The sequence below is a fragment of the Pseudomonas sp. HMSC066A08 genome (assembly GCF_001813025.1).
In the GTDB taxonomy this organism is placed as follows: domain Bacteria; phylum Pseudomonadota; class Gammaproteobacteria; order Pseudomonadales; family Pseudomonadaceae; genus Pseudomonas; species Pseudomonas aeruginosa.
This window is the reverse complement of sequence record NZ_KV811348.1, coordinates 731,954-751,484: the sequence shown is the minus strand read 5'-3', so window position 1 is coordinate 751,484 and position 19,531 is coordinate 731,954. Positions and strand designations below refer to the sequence as shown.

The following is a 19,531-nucleotide window of genomic DNA, read 5'->3' as shown; positions in this document are numbered from 1 at the left end:
GGCGCCGGGCGCCCGTCCATCACCGACAAATGGATACTTTGCATGTCGCCACTCATGCTTCGCGGGGCTGCCTGCGGCCTGCTGTGCGCCTGGCTGCCCGCTGCCGGCGCCGCCGGGTTCATCGAAGAGAGCAGACTCAAGCTGCAACTGCGCAATGTCTATTTCAACGAAAACTTCCGTGACGAGCACGGCATGCCCCCACGCGCCGCCGCCAGTGCCAGGAGCGAGCGGGTCGAGTGGGCGCAGGGCTTGCTGATCGACTACCAGTCCGGCTACACCGAAGGCTCGCTGGGGCTGGGGATCGACGCCCTGGGTCTGTTGGGCGTGCGCCTCGATTCCGGGCGGGGCCGCGCTGGCACCGGCTTGCTGCCGGTACACGACGACGGACGTGCGGCGGACGAGTTCGGCAGTCTTGGCGCGACCCTCAAGGCGCGGCTCGGGCAGACGGTGGTCAGGCATGGCACCCTGCTGCCGAAGAATCCCCTTCTGGTCTACAACGATGCGCGCCTGCTGCCGCAGACGTACCGAGGCACCCAGCTGACCAGCAGCCCCATCGATGGCCTCAGCCTGGCCGCGGGCTATCTGGACCGTTTCAAACTGCGTGATTCCTCCGATAGCACCGGCTTGTATGCCGGCGCTCATGCAGGCCGTGGAAGCGGTAGCTTCGCCTACGCCGGCATGGATCGTTCCGTCAGCGAGCGCCTGCGCTGGAGCTACTTCCGTGGCCAGCTGGAGCATTTCTACCGGCAGGATTTCGTCGGCATACAGCACGACCTGCCAGTGGCCGGCGGTGTGCTGACCACGGACCTGCGTTATTTCAGCAGCCATGACACGGGCGCGGCCCATGCCGGGCGCATCGACAATGAGATGTTCAGCGGGCAACTGGCCTTCAGGCGTTCCGGGCACGCCTTCGGCGCGGGATACCAGTGGCTCGATGGCGAAGCGGGGTTGCCTTATGTCAGCGGAGCTACAGTGTATTCGTTCAGCAATGTCGGTATCGGCAAGTTCATCGAAGAGGAGGAAAAGACCTGGATGGCCAGCTATTCCTATGACTTCGCGGTTGCGGGCGTGCCAGGGCTGGGCTTCATGGTGCGTTATCTGGACGGGGACAACGGCCGTTCGGGTGAACGCGGCGTGAAGGAGTGGGAACGTGACGCGGAGGTGGCCTACGTGGTGCAGTCGGGGCTTGCGAAGGGGCTGGGAGTGAAGCTGCGCAACTATGTCTACCGTTCGGACTTTTCTCGCGGGCGCGACAGCAACCGAATCTACCTGACCTACGATATCGCCCTCTGGTAGCTCCGCGGCGGCCAGGGAGCGTCGTGCGGGACATCCCGCTCCTCGTGGCCGGCCCGGCACCGCTGGCCGTCGGTGTCGGCCCGGTCGAAGCGGAGCGGCTTCGGGCCCCGGCTATCGGCGGGCGCGGCGTGGAGCCTTTCGGGGTTCGCGGAGCGTTCGGCGAACCCTTTCCGGCATTCCCGGATCAGCGCTGTTCGTCGGCCGCGGCGACCAGTTGCTCCAGTTGGTGGTGGATTTGCGCCCGGTCCAGCAGTTGCAGGGGCTGGCGGTTCCACAGCACCAGTTCGCCGCTCTCCGGGTCACGCCCCAGTACCGGCTTGCAGGGATCCTGGCTGAACAGGTTCTGTGCCGTGATCTCGGCCTCCTGCTGCCCTTCCAGCCGGGTGAACATCAGCAGGTGATCGGTCGGATGCTCGGCCAGGTGACAGAGGTGTCGGCCTACCTGCAGGCTGACTACCTCTTCTTCGTCGTTCGGGGCTGGAATATCGAGGGCGAGAAAAAGCTGGTGAATGGCGGCGCGGTAGAGTGGGTTCATGTCGTCTTCCGAGTTGCTGAAGGCGGCCATTAGAGCAGTGTTGACCAGGATAGACTGTCGATGGCGGTTCTCTTTTTTTAGGTTTTATCCCGGCCGATATCAGTGAAAAAACGGCGGCCGATCCTGATAGGCGGAGGCTTATCCCCTTCCTAGACTGGCGGGGAAAAATCAGAAGAAGGCAATCGTCATGCAGATTCAATCTCATCAGCAGAGTCCGTCTTTCGTCGCTGAATTGCCCCAGGCTGCCAGTGGGCGCCTGGGGCAGATCGAGGCCCGCCAGGTAGCCACCCCCAGCGACGTGCAGCAACTGGCCCAGCGTCAGGATGTGCCGAAGGGTGAGGGACTGCTTGCTCGCCTGGGGGCCGCGCTCGCCCGTCCTTTCCTGGCCATCATCGAATGGGTGGGCAAGCTGCTGGGCTCCCCTGCCCATACTGCGACCCAGGTGCCGCAGCCCAGCCAGGATGCGCAGCCTGCGCTCATGTCCTCGCCCGTCGTGTTCAAGCAGATGGTGCTGCAACAGGCATTGCCCATGACCTTGAAGGGACTCGACAAGGCGAGCGAACTGGCGACCCTGACAGCGGAAGGACTGACCCGGGACCACTCCCGCCTGGCCAGCGGCGATGGGGCGCTGCGTTCGCTGACCACCGCCCTGGCCGGCATTCGCGCCGGCAGCCAGATCGAGGACTCCCGTACCCAGGCCGCCCGCCTGCTCGAGCGGAATGTCGGTGGGATCGCGCTGCAGCAGTGGGGCACCACCGGCGGTGCCGCGAGTCAACTAGTGCTCGACGCAAGCCCGGAACTGCGGCGCGAAATTACCGACCAGTTGCATCAGGTAATGAGCGAGGTCGCACTGTTGCGCCAAGCGGTAGAGAGCGAGGTCAGCAGAGTATCGGCCGACAAGACGCTGGCGGATGGCCTGGTGAAGCGGTTCGGGGCGGATGCGGAAAAGTACCTGGGCAGACAGCCTGGCGGTATCCATAGCGACGCCGAAGTGATGGCGCTCGGCCTCTATACCGGCATTCACTACGCGGAACTGAATCGCGCTCTGCGTCAGGGGCAGGAGCTGGATGCGGGGCAGAAGCTGATTGATCAGGGCATGTCCGCGGCCTTCGAAAAGAGCGGAGAGGCGGAACAGGTCGTGAAGACTTTCCGTGGCACCCGTGGCGGGGATGCCTTCAACACCGTGGAAGAGGGCCAGGTTGGCCACGACAACGGCTATCTCTCCACCTCCCTGAACCCCGGTGTCGCCAGGAGCTTCGGGCAGGGCACGATATCCACCGTGTTCGGCAGGTCCGGAATCGATGTCAGCGAGATATCGAACTACAAGAATGAAAAAGAAATCCTCTACAACAAAGAGACCGACATGCGCGTGCTGCTGAGCGCCAGCGATGAGCAGGGAGTGACCCGTCGGGTCCTCGAAGAGGCGGCTCTGGGAGAGCAGAGTGGCCACAGTCAGGGGTTGCTCGATGCTCTCGACCTGGCAACCCAGCCGGAACGTTCAGGCGAGGCCCAAGAGCAGGATGTGCGCCTGAGGATGCGCGGCCTCGATCTGGCCTGATCGGTCCATAGAGGAAAGACGCCACGAACGGACACCCTGGGGTGTCCGTTCGTGCTTTCGTCGCGCTCCGCGGGCGGTAGCGGCGTCAGGCGGAGAGGCGCTCCGGTTATTCGCTCAGCGGTTCCAGGGGGGCTGCGTTCCAGCGCTCCTTGCGCCAGGCCCGGCGCTGCTTCTTGTCGAGGTAGGTCCAGGCGACGAAGCGGCTCTGCTTCTGCCCCTGGGCCATGTCCACCACGCGGATATCGCTGGCGCCCAACGTCTTCAGGCGCTCCTGGAGGTTCGGCAGGTTGCTCGCCTTGGATACCAGTGTGGTGAACCAGAACACCTGCGTGGCGAATGCCCGGCTTTCCTCGGCCATGCCGGCCAGGAAGGCCGCTTCGCCGCCCTCGCAGTACAGCTCGGCGCCCTGGCCGCCAAAGTTCAGTAGCGGCAGGGTACGGGTCGGGTCGAGCTTGCCGAGGTTCTTCCACTTGCGCCGGCTGCCGCGCGTGGCTTCGTCCAGCGAGGCGTGGAAGGGTGGGTTGCAGAGGGTCATGTCGAAGCGCTCGTCGACGCCGATCAGGCCCTGGAATATCTGCCTGCGATCAGGCTGCCGGCGCAACTCGATGGCAGCGGCGAAACGTGGGTTGGCGGCGAGGATCGCAGCGGCCGAGGCCAGCGATTGCGGGTCGATGTCGGCGCCGACGAAGCGCCAGCCGTATTCGTGGTGGCCGAGCAGCGGGTAGATGCAGTTGGCTCCGGTTCCGACGTCCAGCGCACGCAAGCCGGGACCGCGTGGAATCAGGCCATCGTGGCTGGCGCCGAGCAGGTCGGCCAGGTAGTGCAGGTAGTCGGCGCGACCGGGAATGGGCGGGCACAGGTAGCCATCGGGTATATCCCACTCGCGTACGTCGTAGAACTGTTGTAGCAGCGCGCGGTTGAAGGCTTTCACCGCCGCCGGATCGGCGAAGTCGATGCTCTGCCTGCCGTACGGATTGAGGATGACGAAGCGCTCCAGTTCCGGGCTGCCGGCGATCAGGCGCGGAAAGTCGTAGCGTCCCAGGTGCCGATTGCGCGGGTGCAGCGGGCTGGCGCTCTTGCGCTCGGCGTCGGGATGCGGGCTGGTCGGGCGGGGCATGTTCTCGGTTTCCGTGACGGCGAGGCGGGCATTATTCACATCCGCCGGAGGCTGGCCAGTGTTTCTGCCGAGCGGCGCGCTCCTGGCCCGGTCACAATGGAAACAGCCAGGGAATCACCAGCACGCAGACGAACATCACCAGCAGGGTAAATGGCACGCCGATCCGGACGAAATCGCCGAAGCGGTATTGGCCAGGGCCCAGCACCAGGGTGTTCACCGGCGAGGAAATCGGCGTCATGAAGGCTGCCGAGGCCGCCACCGCCACCACCATGGCGAAGGGGTAGGGCGAGGCGCCGATCTGGTTGGCGGTGGCGATGGCGATCGGCGCCATCAGCACCGCGGTAGCGGTGTTGGAGATGAACAGGCCGATGGCCGCGGTGAGCAGGAACAGGCTGGCCAGCAGCACGCGCGGGCCGGCGTCGCCGAGGGCGTCGACCAGCAGCGAGACCACCAGGTCGATACCGCCGGTTTTCTGCAGGGCCAGGGCGAAGGGCAGCATGCCGACGATCAGGACCAGGCTTTGCCAATGGATGGCGCGGTAGGCGCCGTCCATGTCGATGCAACGGAACAGGCCCATCAACAGGCAGCCGACCAGTGCCGCGACCACGTTGGGCACCACTCCGCTGACCATCAGCGCCACCATCACGGCCAGGCTGAGCAGGGCGTGCGGCGCCTTGCTCAGGGCCGGCGCCACCTCGTCGATCTCCGCCGGCAGGCTGAGCACCAGGAAATCGCGGTTGCGTCCCTGCAACTGGCGGATCGCCTTCCAGGCGCCGATCACCAGCAGGGTATCGCCAAGGCGCAGCTTCTCTTCCAGCATGCCGTCGGTGAGCGCTTCGTGGTCGCGACGCAGGCCGACCACGTTGAGCCCGTACTGCGAACGGAAGCCCAGCTCCAGGACGCTCTTGCCGAGCAGGGTGGAGTCCGGCGGCAGGGTCACCTCGGCCATGCCGACCTCCCGCGACTGGTCGATGAAGTAGCTGGCGCGGAACGGCAGGCGCACCAGGTTCAGCTCGGCGCAGCGCCGGTCCATGTCCTCCGGAGGGGCGAAGACGTCCAGCAGCAACACGTCGCCCGCCTTCAGCTCGGTGCTGCCGCCGACCTTGACCACCTCGCTGTGGAACTTGCGTACCCGCTCCAGGCCGACCACGTTGGCGCCCAGGCGGGTGCGCAGTTGCAGTTCTTCCAGGGTGCTGCCGATCAACGGCGAGCCGAGCTGGACCTGCAGGCGCCGTTCGCGGCCGGCCAGGCGATAGTCGCGGATCAGGTCGCGCAGGGTCCGCCGTGCCTTCGGCGCGCCGACTTCCGCCGGGCTGGCGGCGTTCAGCCAGTTGCGCGTGAGCAGCATGTAGGCCACGCCGATGGCGAGCACCATCAGGCCTATCGGGGTGAAGGCGAAGAAGCCGAAGCCGGCATGACCCTCGCGCGCCAGCTCGCTGTTGACCACCATGTTCGGCGGTGTGGCGACCAGGGTCATCATGCCGCTGATCAGACCGGCGAAGGCCAGCGGCATCATCAGCCGGCCCGGAGGGATCTTCAGCTTGGCGGCGATGCTCAGGACCACCGGGATGAAGATCGCCACCACCCCGGTTGAACTCATCACCGAGCCCAACCCGGCCACCGCCAGCATCAGCAGTACCAGCAGGCGCGCTTCGCTGCTGCCGGCGCGGGCGATCAGCCAGTCGCCGACCTGGTAGGCCACCCCGGTACGCACCAGGCCTTCGCCGATCACGAACAGCGCGGCGATCAGTATCACGCTGGGATCGCTGAAGCCGGCCAGGGCCTCGTTGAGGGTAAGGGTTCCGCTGACGCTGAAGGCCATGATCACCAGCAGGGCGATCACGTCCAGGCGCAGGCGGTTGTGGATGAAGAGGGCGACGGTGGTGGCGAGCAGGCCGACCACCCAGAGCAGTTCGAGGTTCATGCGGGCATCTGAGCGGGAGGATGCCTGCGAGTGTGGCAGACGGACGCGGATCGCGCCTTGATCTGCTGCAGGTCGGCGGCGCCTCCCCGCTTCGCAGCGAAGAGGCGCAGCGGCGCTGTCAGCCGAGGAGGAGGGCGTCGTCAGCGAGCTTCTCGCCGCGCACCTTCTCGAACATCGCCAGCAGGTCCGGTACGTCGAGACCCTTGCGTTGCTCGCCGGAGACGTCCAGCACCACCTGGCCCTGGTGCAGCATCACCGTGCGCTCACCCACGTCCAGCGCCTGGCGCATGCTGTGGGTGACCATCATGGTGGTGAGTTTCTTCTCGGCGACGATCCGTGCGGTGAGATGCAGGACGAAGTCGGCGGTGCGCGGGTCGAGCGCCGCGGTGTGTTCGTCGAGCAACAGGATGCGCGACGGCTGCAGCGCCGCCATCAGCAGGCTGACGGCCTGGCGCTGGCCGCCGGAGAGCAGGCCGATGCGGTCGCCGAGGCGGTTCTCCAGGCCGAGGCCGAGGGTCGCCAGGCTTTCCCGGAAACCGTCGCGCATCGATGCCTGCACCGCCCTGCCGAGGCCGCGACCGGCACCGCGACGCTGCGCCAGGGCCATGTTCTCCTCGATGGTGAGGTCCTCGCAGGTACCCGCCATGGGGTCCTGGAACACTCGCGCGACGCGGTTGGCGCGGGCCCAGACCGGCTTGCGGGTGACGTCTTCGTCGTCGATCAGGATCTGCCCGCTGTCGATCGGCAGGTCGCCGGAGACCGCGTTGAGGAAGGTAGACTTGCCGGCGCCGTTGGAGCCGATCACGGTGACGAACTGGCCGGCCGGGATGTCCAGCGAAAGGCCTCGCAGGGCGCGGGTCTCGATGGGAGTGCCGGGGTTGAAGGTGATCTTCAGGTTCTTCGCGCTGAGCATGGTCAGGCTCCCTTCTTGCCGAGCAGGCGTTTCTTCATCATCGGGATCACCAGGGCGACGGTGACCAGCACCGCGGTGACCAGGTTCAGGTCCTGGGCCTGCAGGCCGATGAAATCGCTGTTCAGCGCCAGGGCGATGAAGAAGCGGTAGACGATGGCGCCGAGGATCACCGCGAGGGTCGCCAGGATCAGCCGGCGCGAGGGCAGGATGCTCTCGCCGACGATCACCGCGGCCAGGCCGATGACGATGGTGCCGATGCCCATGGAGATATCGGCGCCGCCCTGGGTCTGCGCGAACAGCGCGCCGGCCAGCGCCACCAGCGCATTGGAGATGGCCATGCCGAGCAGGATCATGCCGCCGGTGTTGACCCCCTGGGCACGGGCCATCCGCGGGTTGGAGCCGGTGGCGCGGATCGCCAGGCCTTTCTGGGTGGTGAAGAACCAGTCCAGCAGCAGCTTCGCGGCGATCACGATGAACACCAGCAGCAGGGGGCGGAACACGTAGTCGCTGAGCCATTCCGGCTGCAGCAGGGTGAACAACGTCGGCTCGGCGATCAGCGGTACGTTGGGCTTGCCCATGATGCGCAGGTTGATCGAGTAGAGCGCGATCATCATCAGGATGCTGGCGAGCAGGTCCATGATCTTCAGCTTGACGTTGAGCAGGCCGGTGGCCAGCCCGGCCAGTGCGCCGGCGGCGGTAGCCGCCAGGGTCGCGCTGTACGGGTCCCAGCCAAGGGCGATGAGGGTCGCGCAGACCGCGCCGCCGAGCGGGAAGCTGCCGTCCACCGTGAGGTCGGGGAAGCGCAGCAGGCGGAAGGAGATGAACACGCCGAGTGCCACGAGGCTGAAGATCAGGCCGATCTCCAGGGCACCGAACAGGGAAAACAGAGACATGACTTCGTAACCGAGTGCGTGAAGGCAGGATTATCGTGCCGTCCGGCCACGGGCGAGACGCCCGCGACCGGCGGCCGCTTTTTTTACTTGATGACTTCCGCGGCTGACTTGAGCAGTTCGTCGGACAGGGTCACGCCTTGCTTCTGCGCGGCCCCGGGATTGACGAACAGCTGCAGGTTGTCGCTGGTCTCCGGCTTGATCTCGCCCGGCTTCTCGCCCTTGAGGATGCGCACCACCATGCGGCCGGTCTGCTTGCCCATCTCCTTGTAGTTGATGCCGAGGGCGGCGATGGCGCCGCGCTTGACGCTGTCGGTGTCGGAGGCGATCAGCGGGATCTTCGCGTCGTTGCCGACCTTGACCAGCGCCTCGTAGGCGGACACTACGTTGTTGTCGGTGTTGGTGTAGATCGCGTCGACCTTGCCGACCAGGCTGCGCGCCGCCGAGCTGACGTCCACCGAACGCGGTGCCGAGGCTTCGACCAGGCTCAGGCCCATCTTCGGCAGCAGTTCCTTCAGCTCCTTGACCACCACCACGGAGTTGGCTTCGCCCGGGTTGTAGACCATGCCGATGCGCTTGGCGCCCGGCACCACTTTCTTGATCAGCTCGATCTGCTTGTCCAGCGCGAGCATGTCGGAAACCCCGGTGACGTTGGTGCCGGAGGCTTCCCAGCTCGGCGTCAGGTGCGCGCCGACCGGATCGGTGACGGTGCTGAAGACGATCGGGATGCTCTTGGTCGCGGCCACCAGCGCCTGGGCCGACGGGGTGGCGATGCCGACGATCACGTCGGGCTTGTCGCCGATGAACTTGCGGGCGATCTGCGCGGCGGTGCCGGTGTTGCCCTGGGCGCTCTGGTACTGCCACTTGAGGTTCTTGCCGTCTTCGTAGCCGGCCTCCTGGAGGGCCTCCTTGACCCCGTCGCGAGCGGCGTCCAGCGCCGGGTGCTCGACGATGGCGGTCACGGCCACCGACTTCTGCTCGTCGGCGTTGGCGCCGAAGGACAGGGCCATGCCAAGGGCCAGGGCACTGAGGGGCAACCATTTATTCTTATAGGCCTGCATCATGCGGCGATCTCCTGATTGTATTGGCGCGCTGTAGCGAATTGTTCTGATTGGGCGGTGCGGGTACAGCGTGGCCGAAACATCGCATTTTTCGCGCAAGTCGTCAGCAGGTTTGATGTTTTTTCTTACGGTGGGATTACCGCGTGTGCAAGCTGCCCGGGAGTAAGCGACGTGCGTCGGTACGGGCGAAAGGCGTGCCGTGGCCTGGGCGCGGCCATGAGCGTTGCGGGATGGCGAGGCGCCGACGCTGGCGGAGGGGGATGCGCCCCGGCGTCGGGGCGAACCGCCTGGCGGGTGCCGGGCGGTGGTTGGCTGGCGGATGCCGTTCGGATCACTGCTCGTGGAAGAACTGCAGTACTTTCTCGGTGAAGGCAACCGGGGTCTCGATCATCGGGCAGTGTCCCGAGTGCTTGAGACGGGTGTATTTCGAGCCGACGATCTTGTCCAGCAACTCGAACTGATGGACCTCGGGAATGATCTTGTCCTGCACGCCCCAGACCACGTGGGTCGGCACGCGGATCTGCTCCAGCCGGTCATAGGTATCGACGGTCAGGTCGACTTCCCACTGGCGGATCAGGGCTTCCTTCGGCTGCCCCGGCGCGCCGTCGGCGAGGCTGGCGGCGATCTGGCCGAGGGCGTCGTTGTGGATCGCCTCTTCGCCGAGGGCGAGGAAATACAGCGAGCGGACCAGCAGTTCGCGGTCCTCGATGGCATGACACCAGTCCAGCGCCATCGAGATCACCGCCTGCATGTAGGTACCCAGGCGCGACGTGGTGTCGACCAGGGTCAGGCTGGCGACCCGCTCGGGGGCCAGCAGGGCCAGTTCCTGGGCGATCATGCCGCCCAGCGAGTGCCCCATGACGTGCGCTTGCGCAGCGCCCGCCGCCGACAGCACGGTCCGCGCATCTTCGGCGAGGTCCTGAAGGGTGTAGGCGCCGCTGCAGATGCTGCTTTGCCCGGCATCGCGGTTATCGAAGGCGATGGTCCGGAAGTGCCGCGACAGTTCGCTGCGTACTTGCGCCCACAGGCTCCGGTCCGAAGCGGTACCGGCGATCAGCAGCAGGTCGGGGCCTTGGCCCTGGATATCGAAAACGAGTTCTATGTCGCCTCTTGAGACGCTTGGCATCGAAATGCTCTCCGTAGCGGGGAAAGGGAGGGTGATCAATTCTTTCCGGCTTTCCGTGGGGCGAACAGTCACGGAAAAGGGAACCGGGGGTTCTGCTTTCCCGATCTTCCGGGTGCAGTAAAGTAGCCCTCGCTGCGCCAGGGCCCGGTCCCAGGGGCGGAATGGCCGATTTCCTCTTCGAGGAAGCTGCTCAGGGCGAGGATCTTCTGCGGCGTCCTGATCGTCTTGCGGTAGACCACCGAGATGTGTCCGCCGGAGGGCGAGCAGGGCAGCAGGATGGGCACCAGTTCGCCGGCGAGCAGGGCGTCGGAGGCGAGAAAGGTGGGCAGGATCGCGATGCCGATGCCGGCCTTGGCGCTTTCCAGCAAGTGATGGCCGGAATCGGTGCGGATGCGCATGCGGAACGACTCCTGGCGACCGTTGTACGGCAGTTTCCAGAAACCGTTGGCTTCCCGGTTGTAGTACATCAGGCCGTCATGCAGTTGCAGGTCTTCCGGATGCCGGGGCACGCCGTGGCGTTCGAGGTAGCCGGGCTGGCGCAGATCAGGTGATGGTTGTCGGTGATGATCCGGGCGACCAGCGAGGAGTCCTCCAGGCGACCCATGCGTACCGCCAGTTCGGTCCTGCCGGCTGCGGACTGCCGTGACCGAAGTTTTCCTCAATGACCGAGAGTTTCAGGTGCGCGTCCAGGTCCTGTCGTGCCGGCGGCCGCCCGAGCTGAAGCAATGGATGGGCGGGGGCGCCACGGCGGTCTGTTCGATGCTGTCGAAGGCGAGGCCGGTGCGGCCGGGGATCGCCCGGCTGCTGATGGCGATGCTGGCTTGCCCCAGGTTCAGGGCCTTGGCGACCGATGCCGGCATTCTCTCATGGAGCTGCAGGTCGTAGACGAAGCGATCGGCCAGGAAGTCGAACAGGATCTGCAACAACTGCGCGCGCGGATAGGCCATATCCACCGCCAGGTGAACCTGCGGTTCCCAGCCCGCCTGAATATGACTAGCGGCTACCTCGATTTCGTTGGCGTGTTCGATCAGCTTGTGCGCGTGGGGTAGCAGGGCCAGCCCGCCTCGGTGAGCACGGTACGCCGTCCGGATTTGCGCAGCAGCGAAACGCCAAGCTGGCTCTGCAATCTGCTCAGGGTGTAGCTGACCGCCGACTGCGAGCGATACAGCGCATCTGCGGCCTTTTCCAGGCTGCCGTGTTCGATGACGGCATACAGGGTTCTCCACTGATCCAGAGTGGCATTGGGTGCTTTCATCTTTTCGCTGGTATTCCACCGCTCTCGATTCGGTCGTGGAATATCCCGGATTCCATTTTCCGCTCAGGCCGAAGCAACGATTTTTCCGTTGCCGCCGGTATGCACGCCGGTTCATGAAAGGTGCATGGGTTGCGGCGGATTCTATGCGCAGGTCCTGCACGGTAAGCCGCCAAACCACGAACGAGAGGTTCTGGAATGCTGAACGAGCGCCGAAGCCCGAGCGCTTCCGCGGGAGGCGCGAGGGTCGGCACGCTGGGTGGGCGCTGCGAGTCGCGGGAGGAGAGGAAGAATGTTGGCGCCGGTGCGATATGTCCTGCATGGAAGACGCGTGACGGAAAGTTCCGAATGCGATCCAGTAAGCGCTGCCGCCCAACCAAAGTTGTGTTTCTCGATGATGGCCCTGTGATAAACATCCCTGGAACTGCAAGGACGCATGCTTCCCCCGCAAGAGCGGAGGGGCGCCATCCACCCGTTTTGCACGTCTGCCATGGGGGCGGACTCTGGGGGAAACATGTCGGGGCGCTGGATTACCTGGATCGCTGTCCTGGCGATCTGCCTCATGGCCGGGGAGGCTCCCGCCGCGGGCTGGCGTTCGGCGAACGTCCGCGTCTACAGCGGCGACTACAACGGCGACGGCCAGTCGGACATCTACCTGAAGGCAGTCACGTCGGTAGTCGTGCTGGGCAGCGAGCTGGCTACGCCGATTCCACTCCTGCCGGCGTTGAAGAATGTCGTCCTGCTGCGCAACGGCGCCAGCTACAGCGCGCTCTACGATCCGCCGGCGGCGAACCTGAACGCGGTGGCCTGGACGGCGGCGCCCTACCAGAGCTTCATCGGCGACCTGAATCGCGACGGCATCCTCGACCTGATCCTGCAGCCGCACCATTCCAGCGATTCGCTGCTGATCGTCAGCGGTAACCCTTCCGCGCAGGGCGTGCTGCAGGTGGCCAGCGGTACCGGCCTGGGCACCGAGATCGGCTTCGACGCCGGCGCTCGTTTCGTCCTTGGCGATTGGCTGGGCAACGGCGGCACCAGCATTCGCATCAGCCATCCGACCCAGGGGCAGAGCACGCTGTTCATCGATGCCGGCGGACAACTGGTGGCCCGCTACCTGAGCGTGCCCACTCCGCTTCCCGGCGTGGTGCTGGGCAAGGCCGCGGAAGCCTTCACCGCGTTGAACCTGCAGGCCCCCCAGGCGGGTGTGGGGGGCGACGGTGGGGTGGACTACCGTTACCCGCTCGAACTGCCGCCGGGGATCGCCGGGCTGCAACCCGAGCTGGCGCTGGTCCGGGGGGGCGGGGACGGAGTGCTGGGCGAGGGCTGGAGCCTGGCCGGACTGTCGTCGATCCAGCGCTGTCCGGCGAGCATCGCCCAGGATGGGCAGAACCGCCAGGTCGGCCTGCTGGACTCGGATCGCCTGTGCCTGGACGGGATGCGCCTGCAGTTGCTGTCCGGCGAGTACTTCAAGCCGGGCAGCGTCTATCGCACCGAGATCGACAGCTTCGCGCGGATTCAGGCCAGCGGCAGTGGCGCCTCACTCGGCTTCGAGGTGCGCACCCGTGATGGCCGGATCCTCACCTATGGCGGAGCGGCAGCGATCAAGGCCCAGGGCGCGACGATCCCCTACCAATGGGGCATCAGTTCGGCGAAGGACCGCTTCGGCAACGGCATCGAATACCGCTACCTGGTCGCCAACAGCCTGATTCCCAGCGAAATCCTCTATTCCGGCAACCGGGTGTCCTTCGAATACGCCGGCGCCTTGCGCAGCGTGCCGCGCTATTTCGCCGGTGGCTATACCAGTGCCACCCATGTGCTGACCGCGGTCGCCGTGCGAGGGCCTGCCGCGCAGCAGTTGTTTCGTACCGAGCTTGCCTACGAGCGCACCCAGGGCGACGCCAGCAAGGTGCGCCTGAAGCAGGTACAGCGTTGCGCCTGGGGCAGCGCCGGCAAGGAATGCCTGAGTCCGGTCGCCTTCGACTATCTGGCGGGAGTTTATGGTTACACCGGGACGGCGGAGTCCGCCGGACTGGACAAGTTCGACTACGTGTTGCTCAGCCAGGCCAGCTTCGTCCCCGCCGATCTCAACGGTGACGGTCGCCAGGCCCTTATCAGCGCGACCATGGGCAGGCTGAAGGCGCTGAGTCTTGGCGGCAGTGGATTGACCGAGCGCTTGCTGTACGACACGGGCAATACGCCGCTGTTTTCCCTGACGCGCATGGACTTCAACGGCGACGGAAAGGACGAGATTCTCTTCCTGCGCATGAAAAAGGATCCGAACTCTGTCAACGCCGACATGCAGTGGATGCTGTACACCGGCAGCGGCGTGGTCGCCCTGGGCGATGCCTGGACCGCCCCGCCCGCCGGTCCCAACGGCATCGTCTATTCTCTGGCCGGCGGCTCCACCGGCTTCGCCACCTACGCGCCGCTGGTGGCGGATCTGGACCAGAACGGCTCGCTCGACCTGTTCCTGCCGATCAATGGCAACTGGGTGGCGTACCTCAACCGCTCCGGCACCAGCCCGTCCTTCGCCCGGAGTACTCTGCTCAGCGGCTTCAAGACCACCGACTACGGCTGGTTCTCCTTCTGGGGCAACGATCCCGGAGGCGGCGTACGCCTGGCCGGTGGCAAGGCCGGCAAGCTGGTGGCGGGTATATGGCGCGGTGGCAGTGGCATGGCGTCGGCGGCGATGGTCGATCTCGGCATCGACCTGGCGCGGGCATTGACTGCCGACGTCAACGGCGACGGGCAGATGGACTACCTGGTGCCCAATGCCTCCGGCAAGGTCGACCTGTTGCTGAATACCGGCGGCCCGTTGTCGAGCGGACTATTCCAGCGCCTGGGCACCGCGTTGTCGGCGACCCAACTGCTGCCGGTCTACCGGTTCCGCGCCTCGCTGCAGGACTATGCGGCCAAGGCCGTCGACTACGACGGCGACGGTCGCGAGGAAATCCTCTACCCCCGCGCTTCGGGCACTTTCGGTCTGCTCCGCTTTACCGGCAACGGCTTCGAGGAACTGGACTCCGGGGTTCCGCTGAGCCGCCGTTTGGCAACCTCGACGACGCAACTGGACAAGAGTTGCCAGGATGCCCTGGCGGTCTGGAAGCGGATCATGGACACCGCGCCGGATGCCGCCGGGCGCGAGTCGGCGAGTTGGCTGTACTACCAGACCGCCGCCAACTGCGGCTTCAGCCCGGAAGGCCTGCTGGTCGACCCCTACGAGATGTTCGTCGCGGACGTCAACGGCGACGGTTTCCAGGATGTGCTGGTCGGCGGCAGCCTGGTCGTCGAGCCGCTCAGGCGCAGCATCCGTTGGCGGGCGTTCCTGCACAACCGACGCTCGCCGGAACTGCTCAGTCGGATCGACGCCGGCAGCGGCAACAGCCTCGGCATCGAATACGCCCGGCTCAACGATCCCGCCGTGCATACGCCGCAGGTCAGCGCCTTCCCCCAGGTTTCGCTGAATATTCCCAGACCGGTGGTCAGCCGCCTGCGGGTCGCTGACGGTATCGGCGGCACGCGCGACTACCAGTATCTCTATCAGGGGGCGCGACTGGACCTGCTCGGCCGCGGCTTCCTCGGTTTCCGCCAGATGGAGGTTCGCGACCTGGCACGCGGGCGCACCCAGGTGAAGGTGTTGCGCCAGGACTTCCCCTTCGTCGGGCGCCTGGACAAAGAGGAAACCAGCCTCGCCGGAAAACTCGTGGCGCGTCAGCAGAACCAGTGGAAGTCCGCCGCGACCATCGCCGGCAAGTCTTTCTTCGTCTACCCGGCCCAGTCCAACGAGGAACGCTTCGACCAGGGCGCGCCGGTCAGCGCCACGCGGCGCAAGGTGGTGATGGACGAAAGCTACGGCAATCCCACCCAGGTAACCGAGGAAACCGCCGCCAGCCTGGCCGGTGGGGCCTTGCACAGCCGGGTGGTGCAACGCCAGTACAGCAATGACGGCGCCTTCTGGCTGATCGGCTTCGTCACCCGCGAGACCGAAAGCACCAGCGGCGACGGCGACAGCAAGTCGCGGGTGCAGGCGCGCAGCGCGAAACCGGGAACCCTGGCGCCGGCCAGTGAAACGTCCTTCAGTGGCGCACCGGGCGCGGAGATCACCCGTCAATACAGCTACGATGGCAACGGCCGGATCGTCCGGATTACCACCAGCGGCGCCGGACTGGCTGCGCGCAGCGAACAGTTCGGCGCCTACCAGGGGCCCTGGCCGGGCACTCGGTCCAATGCCCTCGGCCATGTCGAGCGCTTCGCCTACGAGGCGGCCCGCGGCCAACCGACCAGCAAGGTCGACGCCAACGGCCTGGCCGAGAGTTATCTCTACGACGCCTTCGGCCGGGAAACCCTGCGCCGCTTCGCCGACGGTAGCCTGCTCGCCACCGACTATCTGGTTTGCGGCAGCCGGGCGATCTGTGCCAGCGGCGCCAAGGTAGCCGTGCGCACGCGTACCGTCAGGGGCAGCCAGCAGGGCGCGGCGGAACGCTGGCAGTACCTGGATGGCTTCGGTCGGGTCCTGCGCGACCGTCGCCAGGCCTTCGACGGTCGTTGGATCAATGTCGACAACAGTTACGACGCGCTGGGCCGGCAGCGTTCGACTACCGAGCCTTACATCGAGGCGGCGACCGTCCTGCAGACCACCTGGGACGCCCAGGACCGGCCGCTGACCCGGCAGTTGCCCAGCGGTGCGCGGATCAGCTACAGCTACGGCGCTCGCGCCGCCGGTGGCAGTTGGAAGCAATATAGCCTCGGCTACGACGGAAGGAGCCTGACCGAGCGCCGCGAATACGATGCGCGCAGCAAGTTGGTGCTCAGTACCAATGCCCTGGGCAGCGCCGGCCAGGTGTCCGTTCGCTACCGCTACGACGCCGACGGCAACCTGGCCTGGACCCAGGTCGCCGGCGACAGCCGCAGCGAGATCCGCATGAGCTACGACGCGGCGGGCCGTCGCACCGGCCTTTTCGACCCGAACAGCGGCCAGGAAAGCGTGCAGTACGATGCCCTGGGTCAGGCCCTGGTGCGTACCGCCAGCGACGGCAGTCGCACCGAGCGCAAGTACGACCTGCTCGGCCGGGTGCTCGAGCAGACCGACCGCCTGGGCGGCCAGGCCAGCATTTCGCGCTGGCAGTACGACACGGGAACGAAAAGCCTGGGCAAGCTGGTCGGCGTGGCCGGGCCGGGCTATCGCCAGGCGCTGCTCTACGACGATCTCGCGCGGTTGAAGGCGAGAGGCTGGGATATCGAAGTCGACGGTGTCACCCGCAGCTACCAGGAGTCGTATGGCTACGACGGCTTCAGCCGCCTGGCGAGCACCACCCTGGCCAACGGCCAGGTGCTGCGCCATCTCTACAATGGATACGGCTTCGCCGCTGGGGAGCAGGACGGCGCCGGGACGACGCTGCGGCAGATCCAGGCTCGCGACGCCCGCGACCAGATCGTTCGCGAAAGCTACGGCAACGGTGTGCTAAGCCAGCGCGACTACCAGCCCGCCACCGGCTGGTTGACGCGCATCCAGGCGAGCAAGGGCGGCAGTGTCCTGCAGAGCCTGAGCTACCGCTACGATGGCCTCGGCAACCTGCTGGAGCGCAGCGATGCCCGCGGCTACAGCGAAGTGCTGAGCTACGATGACCTCAATCGACTGTTGCGCAGCGCGCGGACCCTGGATGGCACACAGGTGGTCCAGGACTTTACCTACGACGCCCTGGGCAACCTGACCGGCAAGAGCGGTGTCGGCGCCTATCGCTACGGCAGCTATTCGAGCGCCGAGCAGCAGCTCTGCGCTGGTCGCGGCGGGGTGGCCCAGCCCGGACCGCACGCCGTGCGCGGCACCAGCGCCGGGACGTATTGCTATGACGCTCGCGGCAACCAGCTCAGCGGGCCGGGGCGACAAGTCAAGTACGCATCGTTCGATAAACCCGTGGAAATTTCCGCCGGTTCCAGCCTCAGCCGCTTCTCCTACGATCCCGAGCGCAAGCGCTACCTGCAGACGGTGGATGAGCGCACCTCTGTCTACCTGGACGAGGGGCGTTTCGAGGAGGTCAACGACGGCGGGCGCAGTTGGCAGGACGCCTACGTCGGCGACTACCTGATTCTGCGCAAGGAAGGGGGCGCCGTCAAAAAGCTCTACCTGCTGCGCGATGCGCTCGGCTCGGTGGAAATCCTGCTCGACGCCAACGGTGCCGTCAGCGAACGCCAGTCTTTCGCCGCGTTCGGCGAACACCGTGGCGCCGACTGGAAGGACAACGGCAACCAACCCACCGCCACCTCCACCCGGCGTGGCTTCACCGGCCACGAGCACTTGGAGGCGTCCGGGCTCGTCCATATGAACGGGCGGGTCTATGACCCGGTGATCGGGCGGTTCCTCAGCGCCGATATCGTCTATCAGGATACGGCCAATGCACAGGCCTACAACCGGTATTCTTATGGTTGGAACAATCCATTCGCCAGTGTAGACCCGACGGGGTATGCGTTGGAGGACATTTCAACGGGAGGATATTGGTACTCGCCAATTATAGATGATAGTTGGTTGTTGCTGGGTAATGCTTGGAAGCTAAATCTTCCTGAAAGTGGCTTTGATTTTGGCTTGGGAACTTTCAAGGGATTCATGTCAGCTGCCCAAGCGACATCATGGTTGAACCCTTTGGTTGGTGGCTTTCAGTACTATGCAAATAATACCCTGTCTCGGAAAATTTCTGGGGTTGGGTATGATGACCTTCTTGCATATAAAAGTCTGGATCAGCGAGCCGGTGCGGGGCTGTTTGATATAGGAAGTTTTATATTTTCCTCAGGTTTTTCTGCAGTCAAGAGCTTTAATCTTGCAGGTAGGGTGACGAAGGTTGTAGAGAGTGAGAGTGTATATTTATATAGGGCGGTTGGGCCTGAGGAGTTTTATAGCATAATGGATTCTGGAAAGTTCTCTCTTAGATATGAGGGGAACGAGATGAAGCAGTTTGGTATGAACCTAAATGAGGTTTTAACTTATGCGAATACTAACTTTGACTATTCGGCAGTGGTTAAGGCTGTTGTGGATAAGTCTGCTCTTAAAGGGTTCGAGGTAAGTCATGGGCAGATTGATCCATTTATTTTCAAGAGCGGGGTAGTAACCGTTAAAGAGGGGGGTATGGAGTTGCTCAATAGAAGTGTAAGATCAATTCATCATGAGTTTTAGGTGCTTTATGAAGCGATACGATGTGTTGGCGTTGATCGAACTGTCTGTTGAAGTTCCTATGCCTAAGGTTAAAGGGGTTGTGAGTGGGTATTCTCCTCATCATAAATTTCATCAGGTGGAGTATCTTGTTAGCGGGGTTCACACCTACCCTGATGATAAGGTTCTCTATCCTGGGAAGACTGTTATGGCGAAAATAAAGTTTGCTAGTTGGGAGTTCTTCGGTAGCGAAATAAGGATTGGGGATGTTTTTGAGATTAGGGAGTTGGACCGTGTTGTAGGAAAGGGGGTGGTTAAAGAAATATTTTGACTGTCTCTCGGGTGAGAGTTTCTGGGGAGGTTATATGAGGCAGAAGGTAGCTATATTTCTGTTGCTGGTGCTCGTATCAGCTTCAGCCCACGCCATCGACAAGAAAGTCAACAACGTCACCATCATGCGTGTGGGCTTCATGGTGGACGCGAATTCTCCGGGTGGAGGCTGGGGCTTCATCGTCAGCAAGCCGGGAGCGGCGGATTGCGGCTTTGGCCTGATGCGCCTGCCGCCGATGAATACCGATGCCGGCAAGGCCATGCTGTCGCTGATGCTGAGCGCCCAGGCCACACAGAACAAACTGCCGGAGATCGCCTATTCGGCCAGCGCCACGGTGAACGCGGTATGCCAGATCACTTCGGCGCAGATAGACAGCGGCGCCTGAGG

16 protein-coding genes are annotated in these 19,531 nt (G+C 64.6%); 5 read left to right on the top strand and 11 right to left on the bottom strand.

All coding sequences use genetic code 11. The features are described from left to right. The first annotated feature begins 42 nt into the window (after window positions 1-42). Window positions 43-1,296, top strand: coding sequence for an OprD family porin (locus HMPREF2886_RS27215; RefSeq protein ID WP_033972165.1), 1,254 nt, complete (start codon window positions 43-45; stop codon window positions 1,294-1,296). Window positions 1,297-1,480: 184 nt separating this feature from the next. Here the strand turns inward: HMPREF2886_RS27215 and HMPREF2886_RS27210 are convergent, their stop codons facing one another. Next, window positions 1,481-1,831: a CesT family type III secretion system chaperone gene (locus tag HMPREF2886_RS27210; protein ID WP_033972236.1), complete on the bottom strand. Its 351-nt coding sequence runs from the start codon at window positions 1,829-1,831 to the stop codon at window positions 1,481-1,483. Window positions 1,832-2,018: 187 nt separating this feature from the next. On the opposite strand from HMPREF2886_RS27210, the gene HMPREF2886_RS27205 reads away from it, so the two are divergent. After that, window positions 2,019-3,389, top strand: coding sequence for an ADP-ribosyltransferase (locus HMPREF2886_RS27205; RefSeq protein WP_033972164.1), 1,371 nt, complete (start codon window positions 2,019-2,021; stop codon window positions 3,387-3,389). Window positions 3,390-3,495: 106 nt separating this feature from the next. On the opposite strand, the gene rlmF is transcribed toward HMPREF2886_RS27205, so the two are convergent. The 10 genes from rlmF to HMPREF2886_RS27160 all read right to left on the bottom strand — a co-directional run bounded on the left by rlmF (window position 3,496) and on the right by HMPREF2886_RS27160 (window position 11,675). Continuing rightward, on the bottom strand, window positions 3,496-4,506 hold the full coding sequence (rlmF, locus tag HMPREF2886_RS27200; RefSeq protein WP_058179199.1) for a 23S rRNA (adenine(1618)-N(6))-methyltransferase RlmF: 1,011 nt from the start codon (window positions 4,504-4,506) through the stop codon (window positions 3,496-3,498). A gap of 91 nt (window positions 4,507-4,597) precedes the next feature. Beyond that, the gene (locus HMPREF2886_RS27195) at window positions 4,598-6,430 is read right to left on the bottom strand and encodes an SLC13 family permease (protein ID WP_003092885.1); all 1,833 of its coding nucleotides are present in this window, start codon (window positions 6,428-6,430) and stop codon (window positions 4,598-4,600) included. 118 nt (window positions 6,431-6,548) lie between these two features. Continuing rightward, a complete protein-coding gene (locus tag HMPREF2886_RS27190) occupies window positions 6,549-7,343 on the bottom strand; it encodes an ABC transporter ATP-binding protein (RefSeq protein ID WP_003092883.1) in 795 nt (264 codons plus the stop codon). A 2-nt stretch (window positions 7,344-7,345) separates the two neighbouring features. After that, window positions 7,346-8,236: an ABC transporter permease gene (locus HMPREF2886_RS27185; RefSeq protein ID WP_003092881.1), complete on the bottom strand. Its 891-nt coding sequence runs from the start codon at window positions 8,234-8,236 to the stop codon at window positions 7,346-7,348. Between the two features lie 83 nt (window positions 8,237-8,319). Continuing rightward, complete coding sequence (locus HMPREF2886_RS27180; protein ID WP_003100588.1) at window positions 8,320-9,297, bottom strand: ABC transporter substrate-binding protein; 978 nt, start codon at window positions 9,295-9,297, stop codon at window positions 8,320-8,322. A gap of 328 nt (window positions 9,298-9,625) precedes the next feature. Continuing rightward, on the bottom strand, window positions 9,626-10,420 hold the full coding sequence (locus tag HMPREF2886_RS27175) for an alpha/beta fold hydrolase (protein ID WP_052151807.1): 795 nt from the start codon (window positions 10,418-10,420) through the stop codon (window positions 9,626-9,628). 68 nt (window positions 10,421-10,488) lie between these two features. Next, window positions 10,489-10,929, bottom strand: a complete 441-nt coding sequence (locus tag HMPREF2886_RS27170; RefSeq protein WP_242490384.1) for a LysR substrate-binding domain-containing protein — start codon at window positions 10,927-10,929, stop codon at window positions 10,489-10,491. After that, window positions 10,887-11,024 (bottom strand): hypothetical protein, encoded by a 138-nt coding sequence (locus HMPREF2886_RS35105; protein ID WP_228478472.1) that lies wholly within the window; start codon window positions 11,022-11,024, stop codon window positions 10,887-10,889. The genes HMPREF2886_RS27170 and HMPREF2886_RS35105 overlap by 43 nt, the downstream gene beginning before the upstream one ends. A 70-nt stretch (window positions 11,025-11,094) precedes the next feature. Beyond that, window positions 11,095-11,367, bottom strand: coding sequence for a hypothetical protein (locus tag HMPREF2886_RS27165; RefSeq protein WP_052151810.1), 273 nt, complete (start codon window positions 11,365-11,367; stop codon window positions 11,095-11,097). An 80-nt stretch (window positions 11,368-11,447) separates the two neighbouring features. After that, a complete protein-coding gene (locus HMPREF2886_RS27160; RefSeq protein WP_052151814.1) occupies window positions 11,448-11,675 on the bottom strand; it encodes a helix-turn-helix domain-containing protein in 228 nt (75 codons plus the stop codon). Window positions 11,676-12,186: 511 nt separating this feature from the next. On the opposite strand from HMPREF2886_RS27160, the gene HMPREF2886_RS27155 reads away from it, so the two are divergent. Genes HMPREF2886_RS27155 through HMPREF2886_RS27150 form a run of 3 tightly spaced genes read left to right on the top strand, consistent with a single transcriptional unit; the run spans window position 12,187 to window position 19,529 of the window. Beyond that, window positions 12,187-18,837 carry an FG-GAP-like repeat-containing protein gene (locus tag HMPREF2886_RS27155; protein ID WP_256562584.1) on the top strand — a complete coding sequence of 2,217 codons (6,651 nt, stop codon included), beginning with the start codon at window positions 12,187-12,189 and terminating at the stop codon, window positions 18,835-18,837. Between the two features lie 7 nt (window positions 18,838-18,844). Next, window positions 18,845-19,144 (top strand): hypothetical protein, encoded by a 300-nt coding sequence (locus tag HMPREF2886_RS34445; RefSeq protein ID WP_128688647.1) that lies wholly within the window; start codon window positions 18,845-18,847, stop codon window positions 19,142-19,144. 34 nt (window positions 19,145-19,178) lie between these two features. After that, a complete protein-coding gene (locus HMPREF2886_RS27150) occupies window positions 19,179-19,529 on the top strand; it encodes a hypothetical protein (RefSeq protein WP_003129589.1) in 351 nt (116 codons plus the stop codon). Window positions 19,530-19,531 lie beyond the last annotated feature (2 nt).

Coding starts and splice junctions, on each gene's coding strand:
- HMPREF2886_RS27150 (WP_003129589.1), top strand. CDS start 19,179: ATGAGGCAGAAGGTAGCTATATTTCTGTTGCTGGTGCTCGTATCAGCT.
- HMPREF2886_RS27180 (WP_003100588.1), bottom strand. CDS start 9,297: ATGATGCAGGCCTATAAGAATAAATGGTTGCCCCTCAGTGCCCTGGCC.
- HMPREF2886_RS27190 (WP_003092883.1), bottom strand. CDS start 7,343: ATGCTCAGCGCGAAGAACCTGAAGATCACCTTCAACCCCGGCACTCCC.
- HMPREF2886_RS27160 (WP_052151814.1), bottom strand. CDS start 11,675: ATGAAAGCACCCAATGCCACTCTGGATCAGTGGAGAACCCTGTATGCC.
- HMPREF2886_RS27205 (WP_033972164.1), top strand. CDS start 2,019: ATGCAGATTCAATCTCATCAGCAGAGTCCGTCTTTCGTCGCTGAATTG.
- rlmF (WP_058179199.1), bottom strand. CDS start 4,506: ATGCCCCGCCCGACCAGCCCGCATCCCGACGCCGAGCGCAAGAGCGCC.
- HMPREF2886_RS27155 (WP_256562584.1), top strand. CDS start 12,187: ATGTCGGGGCGCTGGATTACCTGGATCGCTGTCCTGGCGATCTGCCTC.
- HMPREF2886_RS27175 (WP_052151807.1), bottom strand. CDS start 10,420: ATGCCAAGCGTCTCAAGAGGCGACATAGAACTCGTTTTCGATATCCAG.
- HMPREF2886_RS35105 (WP_228478472.1), bottom strand. CDS start 11,024: ATGGGTCGCCTGGAGGACTCCTCGCTGGTCGCCCGGATCATCACCGAC.
- HMPREF2886_RS27215 (WP_033972165.1), top strand. CDS start 43: ATGTCGCCACTCATGCTTCGCGGGGCTGCCTGCGGCCTGCTGTGCGCC.
- HMPREF2886_RS27195 (WP_003092885.1), bottom strand. CDS start 6,430: ATGAACCTCGAACTGCTCTGGGTGGTCGGCCTGCTCGCCACCACCGTC.
- HMPREF2886_RS34445 (WP_128688647.1), top strand. CDS start 18,845: ATGAAGCGATACGATGTGTTGGCGTTGATCGAACTGTCTGTTGAAGTT.
- HMPREF2886_RS27210 (WP_033972236.1), bottom strand. CDS start 1,831: ATGAACCCACTCTACCGCGCCGCCATTCACCAGCTTTTTCTCGCCCTC.
- HMPREF2886_RS27165 (WP_052151810.1), bottom strand. CDS start 11,367: ATGGCCTATCCGCGCGCGCAGTTGTTGCAGATCCTGTTCGACTTCCTG.
- HMPREF2886_RS27185 (WP_003092881.1), bottom strand. CDS start 8,236: ATGTCTCTGTTTTCCCTGTTCGGTGCCCTGGAGATCGGCCTGATCTTC.